At 68.7% G+C, this 15599-nt stretch carries 16 protein-coding genes; 10 read left to right on the top strand and 6 right to left on the bottom strand.

Annotation, left to right across the window (positions count from 1 at the left end; genetic code table 11):
* Positions 1-457: 457 nt before the first annotated feature.
* A complete protein-coding gene (locus tag AC0662_RS31915; RefSeq protein WP_452193397.1) occupies positions 458-1333 on the bottom strand; it encodes a DUF5667 domain-containing protein in 876 nt (291 codons plus the stop codon).
* A 448-nt stretch (positions 1334-1781) separates the two neighbouring features.
* The gene (locus AC0662_RS31910) at positions 1782-2324 is read right to left on the bottom strand and encodes a sigma-70 family RNA polymerase sigma factor (protein ID WP_130384882.1); all 543 of its coding nucleotides are present in this window, start codon (positions 2322-2324) and stop codon (positions 1782-1784) included.
* A gap of 389 nt (positions 2325-2713) precedes the next feature.
* On the opposite strand from AC0662_RS31910, the gene AC0662_RS31905 reads away from it, so the two are divergent.
* The 9 genes from AC0662_RS31905 (at position 2714) to AC0662_RS31865 (ending at position 11312) form a co-directional block, all read left to right on the top strand.
* A complete protein-coding gene (locus tag AC0662_RS31905) occupies positions 2714-4162 on the top strand; it encodes a class I adenylate-forming enzyme family protein (RefSeq protein ID WP_452193399.1) in 1449 nt (482 codons plus the stop codon).
* 11 nt (positions 4163-4173) lie between these two features.
* Entirely contained in the window at positions 4174-4395 is a 222-nt protein-coding gene (locus AC0662_RS31900; protein ID WP_478305575.1) for a glutaredoxin family protein, read from the top strand.
* Between the two features lie 112 nt (positions 4396-4507).
* On the top strand, positions 4508-5263 hold the full coding sequence (locus AC0662_RS31895) for a redox-sensing transcriptional repressor Rex (RefSeq protein ID WP_452193400.1): 756 nt from the start codon (positions 4508-4510) through the stop codon (positions 5261-5263).
* Complete coding sequence (locus AC0662_RS31890) at positions 5260-6537, top strand: glutamyl-tRNA reductase (RefSeq protein WP_452193401.1); 1278 nt, start codon at positions 5260-5262, stop codon at positions 6535-6537. The genes AC0662_RS31895 and AC0662_RS31890 overlap by 4 nt, the downstream gene beginning before the upstream one ends.
* A complete protein-coding gene (gene hemC / locus AC0662_RS31885) occupies positions 6534-7418 on the top strand; it encodes a hydroxymethylbilane synthase (RefSeq protein ID WP_452193403.1) in 885 nt (294 codons plus the stop codon). The genes AC0662_RS31890 and hemC overlap by 4 nt, the downstream gene beginning before the upstream one ends.
* Positions 7415-9139, top strand: coding sequence for a bifunctional uroporphyrinogen-III C-methyltransferase/uroporphyrinogen-III synthase (locus AC0662_RS31880; RefSeq protein ID WP_478305279.1), 1725 nt, complete (start codon positions 7415-7417; stop codon positions 9137-9139). Before hemC ends, AC0662_RS31880 begins: the two co-directional genes overlap by 4 nt.
* Positions 9140-9155: 16 nt before the next feature.
* Positions 9156-10139 carry a porphobilinogen synthase gene (hemB, locus tag AC0662_RS31875; protein ID WP_452193406.1) on the top strand — a complete coding sequence of 328 codons (984 nt, stop codon included), beginning with the start codon at positions 9156-9158 and terminating at the stop codon, positions 10137-10139.
* Positions 10140-10218: 79 nt separating this feature from the next.
* Positions 10219-10392 (top strand): hypothetical protein, encoded by a 174-nt coding sequence (locus AC0662_RS31870; protein ID WP_452193407.1) that lies wholly within the window; start codon positions 10219-10221, stop codon positions 10390-10392.
* Entirely contained in the window at positions 10389-11312 is a 924-nt protein-coding gene (locus tag AC0662_RS31865) for a hypothetical protein (protein ID WP_478305276.1), read from the top strand. Before AC0662_RS31870 ends, AC0662_RS31865 begins: the two co-directional genes overlap by 4 nt.
* A 34-nt stretch (positions 11313-11346) precedes the next feature.
* Here AC0662_RS31865 and AC0662_RS31860 read toward each other — a convergent pair whose 3' ends face one another.
* Positions 11347-11871: a dihydrofolate reductase family protein gene (locus AC0662_RS31860; protein ID WP_452193411.1), complete on the bottom strand. Its 525-nt coding sequence runs from the start codon at positions 11869-11871 to the stop codon at positions 11347-11349.
* Between the two features lie 101 nt (positions 11872-11972).
* Between AC0662_RS31860 and AC0662_RS31855 the strand changes: the two genes are divergently transcribed.
* Positions 11973-12512 carry an SUKH-4 family immunity protein gene (locus tag AC0662_RS31855; protein WP_478305274.1) on the top strand — a complete coding sequence of 180 codons (540 nt, stop codon included), beginning with the start codon at positions 11973-11975 and terminating at the stop codon, positions 12510-12512.
* A 55-nt stretch (positions 12513-12567) separates the two neighbouring features.
* On the opposite strand, the gene AC0662_RS31850 is transcribed toward AC0662_RS31855, so the two are convergent.
* From AC0662_RS31850 to AC0662_RS31840, 3 genes are read right to left on the bottom strand one after another with little or no spacing between them, the layout of a single operon-like run.
* Positions 12568-13392: a carbohydrate ABC transporter permease gene (locus AC0662_RS31850; RefSeq protein WP_452193414.1), complete on the bottom strand. Its 825-nt coding sequence runs from the start codon at positions 13390-13392 to the stop codon at positions 12568-12570.
* Between the two features lie 7 nt (positions 13393-13399).
* The gene (locus AC0662_RS31845; protein WP_452193416.1) at positions 13400-14347 is read right to left on the bottom strand and encodes a carbohydrate ABC transporter permease; all 948 of its coding nucleotides are present in this window, start codon (positions 14345-14347) and stop codon (positions 13400-13402) included.
* Positions 14344-15594, bottom strand: a complete 1251-nt coding sequence (locus AC0662_RS31840) for an ABC transporter substrate-binding protein (protein WP_452193418.1) — start codon at positions 15592-15594, stop codon at positions 14344-14346. Before AC0662_RS31840 ends, AC0662_RS31845 begins: the two co-directional genes overlap by 4 nt.
* Between the last annotated feature and the right edge of the window lie 5 nt (positions 15595-15599).

Raw genomic sequence — 15599 nt, 5'->3', positions numbered from 1 at the left:
ACGTGGTTGGCAGCTCCCACTCGCCGACGAGGACCACCCCACACCAGGGGTTATCCGCTCCTCGTGGGGGTTCTCCGCCCGCACACCAGCCCAGAACCCCCAACACCAAGGGATAACCCCTCCAACGCGCCGAACCCGACCGGTCGGCGGCACCCCGAACGCGCGGTGTTGTGGGCGGATGGGCGGCGGCACCCCGAACGCGCGGCGGTAACCCGAGCGGGCGGCCGCGGTGACGGAACACCGGTCCCAGGCGCGGCGCGCGGCGCGGAGTGGCGCTGGCGTGGCTCGCCATACGAGGGGTTATCCGTTCGTCTTGGGGGTCCTCTGCCGGTACACCGACGCAGAACCCCCAACACCAAGGGATAACCCCTCCAAGGCGGCGGACCGAAAGGGTGGCGGGCGAACGCAGAGCCCCCGGCGCGTGGTTCGTGCGCCGGGGGCTCTGGTTGCCTGCTCGCTACTTCCAGGGTGGGAAGAGTGTTTGGATGATGCCAGGCAGGTTGATCAGCGGTGTGGTGGGGAACGGCCACGGCCACGACGGTGTGGTCGGGGTCAGGGAAGGCAGCACGGTGGGCGTCGTAGTCGGCGAGTTTGACGGCGACGGCCGGGGTGGTGTCTTCAGGATCGTCGGCGGGGGAGTGTTGGACTCCTCCACGATCGTGGTGTTCGGCAGTTTGGTCGGCGACGTGCTCGGCTCGACCGCGGTGGTCGAGGCGCCGGGCGTCGGAACCGTCGTCGAGGCCTTCTGGCTGGTCGACGCCTGGATCGGATCGCTCGGCTCCGTGCCGGTGCCGGGGGTGGTGCGGTTCGGCTGGTGACCGGTGCTCGGGGTGGTCGCGCCAGGCTTCGGCGCGGCGCACTTCGGGCAGGCTGCCGAGGTGTGCTGCGCCAGCTGCTCGATCGTTGCCAGCGCCTCCACTCCGGACTTCAGCGACTCCGGCGGCAGTTTCGGCGCGAGCCCCACAAGAGCCTGGCGGGCGCTGGTGATGAAGGCCGTGATCGCGGTGATCGACGTCTCGTCGCCGTCCTGCTGGTACGACGCGACCAATCGGGACACACCCTTGCGGGACTGCGCCGAGAAGTCGTCCAGCGTGGCGTTGATCGTGCCCACCGAGCCACCGTTACCGGCCAGCTCCTGGACTTCGGACAGTCGGGTCATGGCGTGCTCGAGATCGCGCCGGCCCCGTGAGTCGTCACCGACGCTCACGTTGGTCGAGACGTTCTCGATGCTGCGCTTCATTCCGTACAAAGTGTCGCCGGGCATCGCCTGCTGAGCAGCGGCAGCGGAACCGATGCCACCTCCGAGCAGGACCAACGCGGCAGTTGAGGCCACGAGCCGGATCCTCCGGCCCTGGCGACGGCGAATAGCTGTCACGGACGCGCCAACGTCCTCGCTACCCGGCGGGTCGTCCGAGTCATCTGGTGCGCTGCGCACCATCAGCGGAGTCGCAGTGGTCGCCGAACGCGCCGCCGCCTGCTCCATCAGGCGGTGCCGCAGCTCGGCACTGAACTCCGGTCGCGGTGCAACTGCGCCGGCGGTCCTCAGCCGTCCGACCAGTTCCACAGCTTCCAGTAACTCGGGGTCATCGCCCAGTCGCGTGGAGTGACGGGGCCCGTGATCGACGGCGTGCGCGAATGACTCCGCGCGCGCTCGAGCCCTGTGTAGGTCACTCATGAGTTCTCGTTCTCCTCAATGGCCAGTCGGGGTCACCGACAGGTCCTCACCAGGCAAACGAAGTAACTCCCTGACGGGTTACGAAAGACGTTCGTTGTCATCCGCCTCATCTCAAGTCCTTGGGGATAACCTTCGCCAAGTGCCGTACGGCTCTCAGTTGGAGTTGCTTGACGGCGCCTTCGGACTTCTCCAGCGCCTTGGCCGTCTCGGCGATCGACAGGCCGGCGAAGAACCGCATCGTCAGACAGTCGCGTTGCTCGTCGGGCAGGCCGGCCACCGCGTCCCGGAGTACCTCGGCGGTGGCCGCGGCCAGCACGTCGATCTCCGGACCCTCGGTCTGCCGGTCGTGGGTCTCGATCTCGTCGGTGACCACCTCGAGCCGGACCCGGCCGGACTTGTAGTGGTCGGTGATCAGGTTCCGGGCGATCGTCACCAGCCAGGCTCCGAAGTCCCGGCCCTGCCAGCGGAACGAGTCGAGCGCGCGCAGCGCCCGGACGAACGTCTCGCTGGTCAGGTCCTCGGCGAGTGCCGACGAGGACACTCGGGCGTAGATGTAGCGATAGACGGTGAGCGAGTACTCGTCGTACAGCTCTCCGAAGGCACCGACGTCCCCGGCCTGGGCGCGATCGACGAGCTCTGCACGTCTCATCCCGTCCGGGCTTGGCTCCGGCGTGGTCAAGATTTCTCCCCGTTCAACTGACACGTCGTCTGACACATCCGCGAATGGCCACAGTGGCTGAGGCAGCACAGAGCGTTACTGGTTGAACGCATGCTGTCAACAGCCTGAGGCGTGCCGCCTTCCGTTCGCTCGAATGGTCACGAATGCGCCAGCGGACTGCCTCCGGAGTTCGGAGCAGCCGGCTGTCGGGGGTGGTGCATCGCGCATGAGGTCCCCGCGCGGACGGGTTTCTGCAGTGTGAGGTTCAACAGAAGCGCGCCCACGAGTTCACCTGTATATCGGCCGTCACGCTCTGCTGCAACCGTTCTGAGCGCGCCGGTTCTTCCCGGAGCGACTCCGGGCCGTGACAGACTCGCCTGGTGAACGTGAATTTCGCGGACATCCTTCGTGACACAGCGCAACGTCACCCCGCCCGTCCCGCGCTGGTCGACGGGGACCGGCGGCTGACCTGGAGCGAGCTGGACCAGGCCGTCGACCGGGCCGCGCGGGGGTTCGCAGCGGCCGGCCTGGTGCCGGGGTACCGGGTCGTGCTGCTGGTTGCCAACAGCATCGAGTTCGTCACGTCCTACCTGGGCATACTCCGGGCCGGATTGGTTGCCGTGCCGCTCAATACCGGGCTCACCAAGCCCGAGATCGCGGCTGTCCTGGAGCATTCCGGGGCCCGCCTGGCGGTCGCCGGACCGGGGCTCGCGGACCGGTTCGAGGGCGTCCGGACGGTGGCGCCCGACGAGCTCGAAGGTGACACTCCGTTACTTCCGCTGATCGATCCCGAGACGCTCGCGGTGCTCCTGTACACATCGGGAACCAGTGGAGATCCGCGGGCCGCGATGCTCACCCATCGGGCACTCGCGGCGAACGTCCGCAACCTCGGCGAGCTCGGTGAGGACCGGATGGGCCCCGAGGACGTGGTGCTCGGGGTGCTCCCGATGTTCCACGCGTTCGGGCTGAACGCGGTCCTCGGCTGGGCCGTCGCGACCGGCGCGGCACTGATCGTCGAGCAACGCTTCGATCCCGAGCAGACCCTCGGCCTGATCGGCAGGTACGGCGTGACGCGGTTGCCGCTCGCTCCGCCGGCACTGCACGCGCTGCTCACCCGGCCGGACCTCCGGGCGGCACTGAAGACGGTGAAGGTCGTGCTGACCGGCGCGTCCACGCTCGATCGTGGGCTCGCGGACCGTTTCGAGCAGGCGACCGGCCTGCATGTTCACCAGGGCTACGGCCTGACCGAGGCGTCCCCCGGGGTCACCACCACCCTCGGCGAGGCTGAGCCGAAGCCCGGCTCGGTCGGCCGCCCGCTGCCGAACGTCGAGGTCCGGATCGCCGACGAGCAGGGGGAGGACGTCGAGGGGGACGACCCCGGCGAGATCCTGATCCGCGGCGGCAACCTGTTCTCCGGCTACTGGCCGGACGGCGTGGACGGCCCCGACGCGGAGGGCTGGTACCGGACCGGCGATGTCGGGTTCCTGGACGCGGACGGTGACCTGTTCCTGGTCGACCGGTTGCGTGAGCTGATCATCGTGTCCGGGTTCAACGTGTTCCCGAGCGAGGTGGAAGACGTGCTGGTCGGTGCTCCCGGCGTCCGCGAGGCGGCGGTGATCGGCGTACCGTCCGAGGAGACCGGCGAGGCGGTCAAGGCGTTCGTCGTACCGTTGCCGGACACATCGGTCGACGTGGCAACGGTCCAGGAGTACGCCGGGACCCGCCTGGCGCGGTTCAAGTGCCCGGTGGAGATCGACGTGGTGGAGCACCTGCCGCACTCGGTGACCGGGAAGGTCGCGAAGGGGCGGCTGCGGGAGGGGGACCGGTGAGCAGAGTCACCATGTACGGCAAGCCCGGGTGTCATCTGTGCGACGACGCCCGCGCGGTGATCGAGGCGGTCTGCGCCGAGCTCGGAGTGGACTGGACCGAGGTGGACATCACGCAGGACGTCCGGTTGTTCACGCAGTACGGCGAGCAGATCCCGGTCACGTTCGTCGACGGGAAGCAGCACGACTTCTGGAGAGTGGACCCCGCTCGCCTCCGAAAAGCACTGATGAGGTAGTGCCTGTCTCCTAGGTCACTCCCGCCGATTTTGTTCTCACGTTCACAAGCTCCTAGAGTAAGAGAGCCGCCGGCCGTCAGACCGCGGTGAACCAACCGCTCCCAGGAGAATTGTGACGCGTGCCAGCAGCCGTCGCCCCGGCCCGCCGACGAGAACCGAACGCGGCATCCCCGAGGCGACTGTCGCGCGCTTGCCGGTCTACCTGCGGGCCCTGACCGCGCTCTCGGACAGCGGCATCGCGACCGCGTCGAGCGAGGACCTGGCGACCGCCGCCGGCGTGAACTCGGCCAAGCTCCGCAAGGACCTGTCCTACCTGGGGTCGTACGGCACCCGCGGCGTCGGGTACGACGTGGAGTACCTGCGCTACCAGATCGCCCGCGAGATCGGCGTCACCCAGGACTGGGCCGTGGTCATCGTCGGGATCGGAAACCTGGGTCACGCGCTGGCGAACTACTCCGGGTTCGGCACCCGCGGCTTCCGGATCGTGGCGCTGCTGGACGCCGACGAGAACCTGATCGGCGAGCGGATCGGCGACATGGAGGTCCGGGACTTCGCCGAGCTCGAGGACATCGTGAAGGCCGACCGGGTCTCGATCGGCGTGATCACCACCCCCGCGGGTCCCGCGCAGCAGGTCTGCGACCGGCTGGTCGCGGCCGGCGTGACCAGCATCCTGAACTTCGCGCCCGTCGTGCTGTCCGTGCCCGACGGCGTGGACATCCGCAAGGTGGACCTCTCGATCGAGCTTCAGATCCTGGCGTACCACGAACAACGAAAGTCCGGAGAGGCGGCGCTCCCCCAGGTGCCCGAGCTACCAGCGATGAACGGTCTGACGGATCTCCCGAGCGTCGGGGGAGGTGTCGGCCTGTGAGTTATCTGGTGGTCGGTATCAGTCATCGTTCCGCTGCCATCGACGTGCTCGAGCGGGTCGCGCTCGACGCGGACGCGGCGACCAAGCTGGCGCTGGCCGTGCGGAACTCGGCAGCCGTCGCGGAGTCCGCCGTCCTGGCGACCTGCAACCGCACCGAGGTGTACGCGACCGTCGACCGGTTCCACGCCGGCATGGACGAGGTCACCGCGATCCTCTCGGACGTCACCGGCGTACCGCTGCTGGACCTGGCCGAGCACCTGTACGTGCACTTCGAGGAAGGTGCCGTCGCGCATCTGTTCCAGGTCGCGGTCGGGCTGGACTCGATGGTCGTCGGTGAGAGCCAGATCCTCGGCCAGGTGAAGGAGACGCTGCGCGTCGGCCAGGACCTGGAAACCGTCGGTACCGACCTGAACGCCCTGTTCCAGCACGCGTTGCGGGTCGGCAAGCGGGCGCACGCCGAGACCGGGATCGACGCCGCCGGCCGCTCGGTCGTGTCGGCCGGACTCGACGCCCTCGGCGGGTACGAAGGCCGTCGCGCGCTGATCGTCGGCGCCGGCTCGATGGCCTCGCTGGCCGCACAGACTTTGGCGAACGGCGGTGCGCGAAGCGTGACCGTTGCCAACCGCAACTACGACCGCGCGGCCGCGCTGGCGGAGCGGATCGGCGGTACGGCGATCAAGCTCGCGGACGTGCCCGCGGCGATGACCGAGGCCGATCTGCTGGTGTCGTGCACCGGTGCCCGCGGTGTCGTGATCACCGAGGAAATGGTCCGGAACGCGGCCGACGGTCGCCCGATCGGCGTACTGGATGTCGCACTGCCCCGCGACGTCGCCCCTGAAGCGGTGCGGATCGCCGGTGTCACGCTGGTGACGCTCGCCGACCTGGCCGGGACGGCGGGTGGCAGCGAGTCCGACATCGACGAGGTACGGCGGATCGTCGGTGAAGAGACCGGTGCGTTCGAGGCCACTCGGCGGGCCGCGTCGGTCGCGCCGACCGTGGTCGCGCTGCGGGCGATGGCCAGCGAGCTCGTGAACACCGAGCTGGCCCGCCTGGAGCGCCGGCTGCCGGACCTCGGCGACCACGAGCGGCACGAGGTCGAGCGGACCATCCGCCGCGTCGTCGACAAGGTGCTGCACAACCCGACCGTGCGGGTGAAGGAGCTCGGCGGTGATCCCGGCGGACCGACGTACGCCGACGCGCTGCGGCAGCTGTTCGCTCTCGACCAGGCGACCGTCGACGCGGTCACCACGCCGAAGGGGAGTGAGCAGGCATGATCCGGCTCGGAACCCGCCGCTCGAAGCTGGCGATCGCACAGTCCACTCTGGTCGCGGGCGCGCTCCGGAATCTCGGTCACGAGGTCGAGCTGGTCCCGATCTCCACCACCGGCGACGTCGACAAGGTGTCTCCGGTCGAGCAGATCGGCGGCACCGGCGTCTACGTCAGCGCGCTCCGGGACGCGCTGGTGGCCGGTGAGATCGACATCGCGGTGCACTCGCTCAAGGACCTCCCGACGGCGCCGGTCGACGGTCTCGTGATCGGCGCGATCCCGGTCCGTGAGGACCCGCGCGACGTCCTCGTCGCGCGCGACGGGCTGACGCTGGGCGAGCTGCCGCGCGGCGCGGTGATCGGTACCGGTGCGCCGCGCCGGTCCGCGCAGATCGACGCGCTCGGCCTGGGTATCGAGTGCACCGGGATCCGCGGCAACGTGGACACCCGGATCGGCCTGGTCACCGACGGCAAGGTCGACGCCGTGGTGCTGGCCCGGGCGGGGCTGGCCCGGCTGGGACGGCTCGACGAGGTGACCGAGACGCTGGACCCGATCCAGATGCTGCCGTCGCCGGGACAGGCCGCGCTGGCCGTCGAGTGCCGCGCGGACGACGCCGACGTACTCGCCGCGCTGGCTCCGCTGGAGGACCCGGCCACCCGGGCAGCGGTCACGGCCGAACGGCAGTTGCTGGCCACGCTCGAGGCAGGGTGCACGGCTCCGGTCGGCGCGCTCGCCGAGGTGGTCGAGGGCGAGGACGGCCCGGAGCTGTGGCTGCGGGGCGCGCTCGGCCAGGAGGACGGCGTACGGCGGCTGTCCGCGAACGGGCCCGTGGACGATCCGGTGTCTCTCGGCAAGGCGCTGGCGAACGAGTTGCTGGAGCGAACATGACACCGGCACAGAGCACGACGACGGCCAAGAAGACGGCCCACAAGACGAGCAGTAAAACGACGAGGGCGAAGGCAGACGTGAGCGCGAAGACAGCCGCTACCGCGGCACCGCAGAAGGCCGCCACCAGTACCGTCAAGCAGACCAAACCGCTCGGCCATGTCACGTTCGTCGGCGTCGGTCCTGGTGACCCGGCGCTGCTGACGCTGGCCGGCCGCGACGTCCTCGCGGGCGCCGACGCGGTCGTTGTCGAGGGCCCCGAACACGACGCGTTCCTGACCTACTGCAAGCCGGACGTCGAGGTCGTGGACGGTTCCGGCGCCGAGGGCAGCCGGGCGCTGCGGGTGGCCGCCCGCGCGCGGCTGGTGGTGAAGACCGCCAAGTCCGCGGCGAACGTCGTCCGGCTTCTGACCGGCGACCCGTTCACCTTCTCCAGCGGCGCCGAGGAAGCGGCCGCGTGCCGGAAGGCGGGGATCGGGTTCAACGTCGTCCCGGGTGTCAGCGAGGTGAGCGCGGTCCCGACGTACGCCGGGATCCCGCTGACGATGAAGGGCGACCGCGAGGTCACTGTCGTCGACCTGGCCGAGAACAAGCTCGACCTGACCCGCCTGCAGCCGAAGCAGACGCTGGTACTGCTGAACGCGGTGGAGACCCTGAAGGAGACCGCGGCGGCCCTGGTCGAGGGCGGTTTCGACGCCGGTACGCCGGTCGCGCTCACCGTCGGCGGTACGACGACCGCGCAGACGAGTGTGGTCGGGACGCTGGAGACGATCGTCGCGGACCTGCGCGCGTCCAAGGTGACCGGCGAGGCCGTGGTCGTGGTCGGTGCGGTCGTCGAGCAGCGCGAGGCGCTGTCCTGGTTCGAGACCAAGCCGCTGTTCGGCTGGCGGATCCTGGTCCCGCGGACCAAGGACCAGGCCGGCCCGCTGATGGACCGCCTGCGTCGGTACGGCGCGATGCCGGAAGAGGTCCCGACGATCTCGGTCGAGCCGCCGCGCAACCCGCAGCAGATGGACAAGGCGATCCGTGGTCTGGTCGAGGGCCGCTACGAATGGGTCGCGTTCACCTCGGTCAACGCGGTGAAGGCGGTCCGCGAGAAGTTCGACGAGTACGGGCTGGACGCGCGGGCGTTCTCCGGGCTGAAGATCGCGGCGGTCGGCGACAAGACCGCCGAGGCGATCGGTGCCTGGGGCATCCGTCCGGATCTGGTGCCGTCCGGCGAGCAGTCGGCCGCCGGGCTGGTCGAGGACTGGCCGCCGTACGACGAGCTGCTGGACCCGATCAACCGGGTGTTCCTGCCGCGCGCCGACATCGCCACCGAGACGTTGGTTGCCGGACTCACCGATCTCGGGTGGGAGGTCGACGACGTCACGGCGTACCGGACCGTCCGCGCCGCTCCGCCGCCCGCGCCGACGCGTGAGGCGATCAAGTCCGGCAAGTTCGACGCGGTCGTGTTCACCTCGTCCTCGACGGTGCGGAACCTGGTCGGCATCGCCGGCAAGCCGCACGCGTCGACCGTCATCGGCGTGATCGGTCCGGCCACGCTGAAGACCGCGGAGGAGCACGGCCTGCGGGTCGACGCGATGGCCGAGTCGCCGTCCGTCGAGGAGCTGGCCGACGCTCTCGCCCGGTTCGGTGCGGACCGGCGTGACACCATGGTGGAGGCCGGCGAGCCGGTCACCCGTCCGTCCGAGCGTCGCTCGGGCTCCCGCCGTAAGAGCTGATGGAGAGCTGATTCTCGTGCCCGGATTCCCGGAGGTCAGGCCGCGGCGGCTTCGGTCGTCGGCGGCGGTGCGCAGGCTGGTCGCGGAGACCACGATCGAGCCGCGGCAGCTGATCCTGCCGATGTTCGTCCGGGAAGGCGCGCGGGAACCGATCGCGATCAGTTCGATGCCGGGCGTCGTGCAGCACACCCGCGACACCGCGCGGAAGGCGATCGCCGAGGCGGCGCAGCTCGGGCTCGGCGGCGTGATGCTGTTCGGTGTACCCGCCGAGAAGGACGAGGTCGGCTCCGGCGCGCTGGACCCGGACGGGATCCTGAACGTCGCGATCCGGGACGCGGTCTCGGAGGCCGGCGACGCGCTGCTGGTGATGTCGGACCTCTGCCTGGACGAGTTCACCTCGCACGGGCACTGCGGGGTCCTGGACTCCGAGGGCCGGGTCGACAACGACGCGACCCTGAAGATCTACGCCGAGATGGGCGTCGCGCAGGCGACCGCCGGCGCGCACGTCGTCGGCCCGTCCGGGATGATGGACGGCCAGGTCGGCGTGGTCAGGTCGGCGCTCGACGCGGCCGGGTTCATCGACACCGTGATCCTGGCGTACGCCGTGAAGTACGCGTCGGCGTTCTTCGGACCGTTCCGGGAGGCGGTCGACTCGTCGCTGACCGGCGACCGGAAGACGTACCAGCAGGACAACGCGAACTCCCGCGACGCGATCCGCGAGGTCGATCTGGACATCGCCGAGGGCGCGGACATCGTGATGGTGAAGCCGGCGCTGGCCTATCTCGACATCATCCGGCAGGTCCGCGACCACGTGAACGTGCCCGTTGCGGCGTACAACATCTCCGGTGAGTACGCGATGGTCGAGGCCGCCGCGGCGAACGGCTGGATCGACCGTGACAAGGCGATCCTGGAAACCCTGACGTCGATCCGCCGGGCCGGCGCCGACACCATCCTCACCTACTGGGCCGCCGAGGCCGTCCACCTCCTCAACCACGCCTGACCTTCAGGAACCTCGCTGCCGGCTCGACCGTCAGAGGTCTACTGTGGGTCGGATCAATCGTTTGAGAAGGAGTCGTGGGGTGGCGGATCAGCCGTCGAACGAGGAGACCGCCGTGCAGGCGGCGGAGCTGATGACGCAACTCGGTGCCGCACGCAACCAACTCCAGGCGGCCCGTGCAGCCCTGCGTGACGCGCTGGCGGCCGACGACGCCCTGACCGGACAGCAGCGCACCGAGGGCGGTGCCGCGCGATGAACGAGGAAGACATCCGCAGGCACACCGACCTGATCGCGCAAGCTACACAGTACGCCCGGGTCCGGATGGGATTCGCTGAGGACGACATGGGCGAGGCGCTCGATGCGCTCGCCCGCGCCCAGGAAGACATCCCGAACATGGTCAACCAGGCACGCCTGGTCAGGGAGGGTGACGCTCCGGACGTCTACATGACGCGGGCCCAGTCCTACGGCCACGACATCGATCTCAAGATGGAGCTGGCGCGGAACAAGACCGAGGAAGCCGGCGACCGCCTGGGCGAAGGCATCAAGGCGATCACGGCCGCCAAGAGGTCGCTCGCGGAGCTGGAGACCGCGGCCGCCGCCACGGAACAAACCGGCGCGGCACCGGCCGGCGCGGTGCAGACGGGCGCGGTGCAGACGGGTGTGGCGCAGACGGGTGTGGCGCAGACGGGTGTGGCGCAGACGGGTGTGGCGCCGGCGTGGCCGGAGGACGTGCCGACGCTCAGTGATCTGCGGCAGCGGATCGAGCTGTTCGAGGAGAGCCTCACGGCCGCGACCGAGTCCGCCGAAGATGTCGCCCATCAGATCGAGCAGAGCCGCGAGGGCCTGACGAACCTGGAAAGCGTGAGCTATCAGGTCAGGGATCCCGAGGAGTCGGCGCAACTGATCGAGGACGCCGGCCACGCGCCCTGGCGTGCGACCCATCACATGAGCAACCAGATCAGGGCCGGCGAAGCCACTTATCGGCTCGGCGCCGAGGAGGCCGTGTCGGCGGCTCGGGGAGCGGACGAGCTCGACCGGGCCGTCCGAGCCGGCCTCAACCCCACCGCGAAGTCGGCCCAGGTCAAGCCCGCCGCGTCCTCCGACCAGGGCGCCCAGGACCGCCTCCACCTACGCCTCGGCGGCCAGGAACGCACCTCCCCGTTCCGCGACTACTGACGCACCACATCAGCCTCGCGCGAGAAGATTGTGACTAGCGCTTGATGGTGTAGTCGGATTGGGTGAAGCCGGCGTTCAGGGTGCGGGTGGCGTTGTGGGTGAGGGGGACCTCGTCGGGGAGGTCGCCGAAGAGCGGGATGCCCGCGCCCAGGAGGACCGGGGCCGTGGTGATGGTGAGCTCGTTGAGCAGGCCGGCGCGTAGGAAGGTCTGGATGGTGGCGGCGCCGTCGGCGTAGATGCGGTGCGCGCCGCGGTCGTTCAGGGTTTCGACGAGCGCGTTCAGCGTGCGGTGCACGAGGATCCGGTCGTCGGCGTCCGGGTCGAGTGTGGTGCTGAGTACTTCGACCTGCTTCGACTCGTACGGCCACTCGGCGAACGTGCGCGCCAGCTCGTACGTGTTCCGCCCCAGGACGACGGTGTCGACCGAGGCCAGGAACTCGTCGTACCCCGTGCTGCCGGCCTGTTCGGCGCGGGTGGTCAGCCAGTCGATAGATCCGTCCGGACGCGCGATGTACCCGTCCAGGCTGGTGGCGATGAAAGCGGCCGCATGAAAGCTCACATCCCACAGTTTCCCATGGGCACCCAGTCGTTCGGCGGCTCCCCGGAGCGTGACCTTCCGGGGCGACAGGATGGTGGTTCGAGCGCAGCGGGAAGGGACCGATGGCGAACCAGCAGCAGCTTGTCGACCTGTTCGGGGCAGACAACATCACCTGCCTCGACGCCGAGGACCGGGAGCTGTTCGCGTCGGCCGGCATTGTCGCGGACGAACTGTTCGACGTCGGCCTGCCGGACCGCTTGTCGGGTGTGTTCGTCCTCGAGCCGGTCGCCGAACCCGAAGCCTTCGACGGCGTCCGGGTGAATGTCGACGGCCAAGAGGTCACGCTCGTCACGCTCGTCACGCTCGGCGCCCCGCATCCCGAGTCGGCGCTGCGGTACTTCCTCGACCCACGCGACGGTCACGTCCTGCTGGCCGACCTGGCCGGTCACCAGCCCAGGCTCGAGACCGTGAACTCCTCCCTCGGTTCCTTCCTCGACTACCTCTATCGGATCGGTCGCTACAAGGCGTTCCGCCGCGACGCCAACGAGAACCTGCAGGCCGACTACAAGGATCTCCTGGTCGCGTACCTCGGCGCTCGCGACCCGAACGCCTACGCCGCCCAGGACAACTGGTGGCCACTCGCACTCGACCAGCTCCAGTAACCGCTGACACAACCCGCTATCAACGTCCCGGCCAACCGGACCGGTTGGATCGGTGTCAGCCTTTGAGGCCTGTTTGGGCCAGGCCTTCTACGAATTGGCGTTGGGCCAGGACGAAGATGATGAGGACGGGGAGGGCGGAGAGGGTGGCGGCGGCGAGTTGGGTGTTCCACATGGGGCCGCCGTAGGCGTCGACGTACTGGGTGAGGGCTTGCGGGATGGTGAACTTCTGTTTGGAGGAGAGGAAGACGATCGGCTCCAGGTAGAGGTTCCAGCTGTGCAGGAAGGTGAAGATGGAGACCGCGCCGATTGCTGGTCGTGCCAACGGTAGGCAGACGCGCCAGAAGAGCCCGAAGCGGCCGAGGCCGTCGACCCGGCCGGCTTCTTCGAGTTCGACCGGTAGCGTGATGAAGAACTGGCGCATGATGAAGGTGGCCAGCACGCTCGGTGCGCCCAGCATCGGGATCAGGATGAGCGGCCAGTGCGTGTCCACCAGGCTGAACGCGTCGAACATCTTGTACAGCGGGATGATCGTCACCTCGTTCGGCACCAGCAGTCCGCTCAGCACGATCAGGAACACCACCCCGGAGCCGCGGAACCGGACCCGCGCGAACGCGTACCCGGCGAGAGACGACACCGCCAGCGTGCCCATCGTCACCACCAGCGCGATGTAGAGACTGTTCAGGTACTGCTGCCCGAACGGCTGCAGCGCGAACACCTGCCGGTACGCGTCCAGGGTCGGCGACGCCGGCAGCAACGACGGCGGGAACGAGAAGATCTCGGACACCGGCTTGAGCGACGTCGTCGCCATCCACCAGATCGGGAACACGAACGGCACACAACACACCAGCAGTACGCCGTACACCAGCAGCTTAAGCCTCATGGCTCTGTCAATTCTCATAGAAGGCCCACTTCTTACGCATCTGCCACTGGATCACCGTCAGCACCAGCACGATCAAGAACAGCACCAGCGACAGCGTGGCGCCGTACCCGAAGTGGTGGAACTGGAACGCCTGCTGATACAGGTAGTACACGAGCACGGTCGTCGACGTGCCCGGACCGCCTTGCGTCAGTACGGCGATCTGCGCGAACACCTGCAGTGACCCGACGATTGTCAGGATCATCGTCAACAGGATCGTTGGACTGATCAACGGTACGGTCACCCGCCGGAACCGCGCCCACGCCGACGCCCCGTCGATCCGGGCCGCCTCGTACAGTTCCGCCGGTACGCCCTGCAACGCCGCGAGGAACAGCACCATGTTCAGCCCGACGTTCTTGAACAGCTGTACGACGATCACCGACACCATCGCCGTACCGCCGGAGCGCAGCCAGTTCGGGCCGGTGATGCCGAAGACGTGCAGGAACGCGTTGACGCCGCCGTTGTCCTGTAGCAGGAAGCCCCAGACGATCGTCCATGCGACGAGCGTCACCACGACCGGCGAGAAGAACAACGTCCGGAAGACCACGGTGCCGCGAAGTTTCTGGTTCAGCAGTACGGCGAGGAACAGCGCGAGGCTGAGGTTCAGCACCACCAGCCCGACCGAGAACAGACCCGTTGCCCGTAGCACCGGACCGAGCCGCTGGTCGTCGGCCAGCGCCTGATAGTTGTCTGCGCCGACGAACTCGAACGTGCCGGCCAGCACGTTCCACTCGTGCACGCTGTACCAGACCACGAGCCCGAGCGGCACCAGCACGAACGTGACTATGCCGGCCAGTTGCGGCGCGACCATCAGCCAGCCGGCCAAGGTGTCGCGCCGCCGCATCGTCCAGTACGGCGCCCGCGCGGCCGGGGTGTCCGACCGCCCAGGCCGTGCGGGCTTCTCCAGCGTCAAGGTCATTTCGCCAGCAGGGGGTTGATCTTCGAGCAGACGCCGGACAGTACCGTCTTCACGTCCGCGTCCGGCTTCCACAACGGGTCCAGGGCGGCGCGCACCGTCTGCTGCAGCTCGGCGTACCCGGTGTGGCTGGGCTTGATCTTGCCGCTTTCGATGCCCTTGACAACAACGCTGTCGAGCTGTGCGGGCTTGAGCAGCGGGTTGGCCTTCGCCAGGGTGGCGGCGTTCAGCTCGGACTTCCGCGGCGGTGGGAAGTACTCCGCCAGCTTCGCCGAGTTCTGCGCGTTGCTGAAGTACGCCAGGAACTGCTTCGCCGCGTCCGCGTGCTTGCCCCGCTTGAACACGCCGATCCCCGCCTGCCCGACGACCGAGTAGTCACCGGCCGGACCCTTCGGCAGCGGCACCAGGTCCCAATGGAACTTGGCCTTCTCGAGCAGCGCCGCCCGGCTGATCTGGGTCAGCACCATCGACGAGTCGCCGGCGAAGAAGTCCTTCGTGACGCCCGGGCCCGGCATGCCCTTGTCGGTGAAGATCATCTTGTGGACGAACGTCATCGCGTCCACCATCTGCGGCTGGTCGAACTGGCAACTCTTGCCGTCCTCGCTCCACGGCCGCGCACCCCACCCGGACCAGACCGCGTTCAGCGTGTCCCAGCCCTTGTAGTCGAAGTCGCCGACCACCAGACCGCCCTTACCGGTCTTGGCCTGTACGGCGGCAGCGGTCTTCGCGGCCTCGTCCCAGGTCCAGGTCCCGGACGCGATCTGCTGCGCGGGCGCCGGCCGCCCCGCCGCCTTCACCAGGTCGGTGTTGACGAAGACACCCAGCGGCGAGGTGGACAGTGGGTAGGCATACAGCTTGCCGTCCTTCTCCCAGTTGGCCGTCGTACCCGGCACCAGGTCCGCGTCCTTGTCGATCGGCTCCAGCGCGCCGGAGCTGACGAAGTCCGGTGCGCTGGTCTCGAAGATCCACGCCAGGTCCGGGACGTTGCCGCCGCCGATCTGGGTGGTGAGCGTGGTCGTGTAGCTGTCGAACGGGATCGACTCGAAGGTGATCTTGCCGATCTCCGGGTGGTCCTTCTTGTAGTCGGCGGCGATCTGGTCGAACAACGCCAGATGCTTGGCGTTCGCGCTCCAGATCGTCATCCGCAGGTCGACCGGCCCGCCGGCGCTCGCTCCGGAGCCGGAGCCGCCGCCACATCCGGCAGCGGCCAGCAGTGCCGCGGCGGACAACGCCGCTGTCAGTCTCTTCATCTCAG

This window comes from Kribbella sp. NPDC043289 (assembly GCF_056436705.1).
The sequence above is the reverse complement of the archived record's forward strand: the minus strand, read 5'-3'. Positions and strand labels throughout refer to the sequence as shown.